The 2,030-nt window shown below is 53.8% G+C and carries 1 protein-coding gene, 1 tRNA gene and 1 pseudogene; all 3 read right to left on the reverse strand.

What is annotated here, in order from left to right:
• Window positions 1–182, reverse strand: a pseudogene (locus Q0F21_RS07475) (bifunctional phosphoribosylaminoimidazolecarboxamide formyltransferase/IMP cyclohydrolase PurH); the annotation flags it as partial.
• A 43-nt stretch (window positions 183–225) separates the two neighbouring features.
• On the reverse strand, window positions 226–1,521 hold the full coding sequence (locus Q0F21_RS07480; RefSeq protein ID WP_288965355.1) for an L-serine ammonia-lyase, iron-sulfur-dependent, subunit alpha: 1,296 nt from the start codon (window positions 1,519–1,521) through the stop codon (window positions 226–228).
• A gap of 383 nt (window positions 1,522–1,904) precedes the next feature.
• Window positions 1,905–1,977 (reverse strand) — tRNA-Pro (locus Q0F21_RS07485).
• Between the last annotated feature and the right edge of the window lie 53 nt (window positions 1,978–2,030).

The raw sequence follows: 2,030 nt of genomic DNA on the forward strand, positions 1-2,030 counted from the left end.
CGATCCTCCACCTTGGTACACGGGAGATCCAGGCTGGTGACATAGTCATAGGTGCCACCGGTGGAGAGGATCTCCACACCGCTCTGTCCGAGTTGTCTCAGGAGCTTCTCCAGCCCCTCTTTGTGATATACCGATACAAGCGCTCTGCGGATAGGCTTGCGACTCTCTGCTGATCTTGTCATTATGTGGATCGTGATTTTATTCTCTATTCAGAAGCAGACAAACTTACATAAAAAAGGACAACTTAGGGCCCTCCTCCGACTGCTCTGCCGCCTCTCTATTGTATGATATCTCCCCACCGAGTCGAGCGATGGGGTTTCTGTAGCTGGTCGCCAGACCGCCGGTAGAGGTCTCCTTATACAGGCTCGGGAGGTCGTGTCCTGTCTGACGCATCACCTCGACCACCTGGTCGAAGGAGACCCGGTGAAAGCCATTGGAGAAGGAAGCGTAGACATTCGCATCCAGTGCTCTTGCTGCCGCAAAGGCGTTTCGCTCGATACAAGGGATCTGGACGAGACCACAGATGGGGTCACAGGTTAGCCCCAAGTGATGCTCGAGACCCATCTCGGCGGCGTACTCCACCTGATTCAGACTGCCCCCGAAGAGCTGATTGGCGGCAGCGGCAGCCATCGAGCAGGCAACACCCACCTCACCTTGGCAGCCCACCTCAGCTCCTGAGATGGAGGCATTTGTACGACAGATCGCACCGAAGAGACCCGCTGTCGCCATAGCTCTCAGGATCATCTTGTCCGGGATCTCCTTGGAGACCTTGAGGTGATAGAGGACTCCCGGCATCACTCCGGATGAGCCGCAGGTAGGACCGGTGCAGACCTGACCACCGCCTGCATTCTCCTCACTTGCCGCGAGGGCGTAGGCATATACAAGACCACGTGACTTGGTGGAGTAGCTGTAGTTATTGGCTTGGACATAGTACTCTCCGGCCTTGCGGCGAAGGTTGAGTCCTCCGGGGAGGATGCTGTCATTGTCTAGACCACGCTCCACTGCGGATCGCATCACTTGCCACGCCTCTCCCAGGTGATCCCAGATGGAGGCGTCCTCAAATCGCTCCACATACTCCCAGAGCGATAGGTGCTCATCGAAACAGTAGGCGAGAATATCTGTCATCCGACTATGGGGGTAGACCTCAGTCGCCCTACTCTCGTCAAATTCCTCATTGGCGAGATCACCGCCGCCCACACTGTAGACCGTCCACGAGTCGATGAGCTTGTCATCCTTGTCCAGCGCCTCGTAGTACATGCCATTGGTGTGGAAGCGCTTGACCGTCTGTGGCTCCCATACAATCTCGGTAGGAGCTACCGGCTCAAGCACCTCTATGATGGCGACATCTGTCATATGCCCCTTACCTGTGGCGGCAAGAGAGCCATAGAGTGTGACCCTAAATCTCGCCGGCGTGCCACCACTCAAGCGATCAAGGAACATCAGCGCCGCCCGCCTCGGACCCATTGTATGGCTGCTCGAGGGACCTTTACCTATCTTGTATATTGATTTAATTGTCTCCATGAGTGATAGTTGCTTGTGAGAAAGGGAGTACACCCTCTACGACCTTACAAAGATAGCCCAATTAAACGACTTAACGGACTAGCTCTGAAGCAAAACGGGCACAAAGAATATTAGATCGCTGCCCCGCAATTCACAGTCAATAAAGGTTCGTCTTTGGCATGGTGACAAAACGACGAGGAACAGCTGAATATCAAGAAAATAGGCTCTGGCCCGAGATCAGCTCCAACACGCATAGCCTCACCACTCTACCTAATACCGGTATTAGTGAAGTCTATTACCGGTATTAGTCGACACTATTACCGGTAATAGACTTCACCCTGTGCGGTAAGAGATAAAAAAGGATCGAGAAAGTGTGCGAACACACTCTCTCGATCTGGTATCTGTCGGGATGAACAGACTCGAACTGTCGACCTCCACGTCCCGAACGTGGCGCGCTACCAACTGTGCTACATCCCGTACTCTTAAGTGGTGGCAAAGGTACACTTTTTTCCTCACACTTCAAGCCCCCG

The organism is uncultured Porphyromonas sp., from assembly GCF_934359325.1.
GTDB lineage: Bacteria > Bacteroidota > Bacteroidia > Bacteroidales > Porphyromonadaceae > Porphyromonas_A.

Excerpts from the sequence above, each read along its gene's own strand:
- Q0F21_RS07480 (WP_288965355.1), bottom strand. The coding sequence starts at position 1,521 with ATGGAGACAATTAAATCAATATACAAGATAGGTAAAGGTCCCTCGAGC.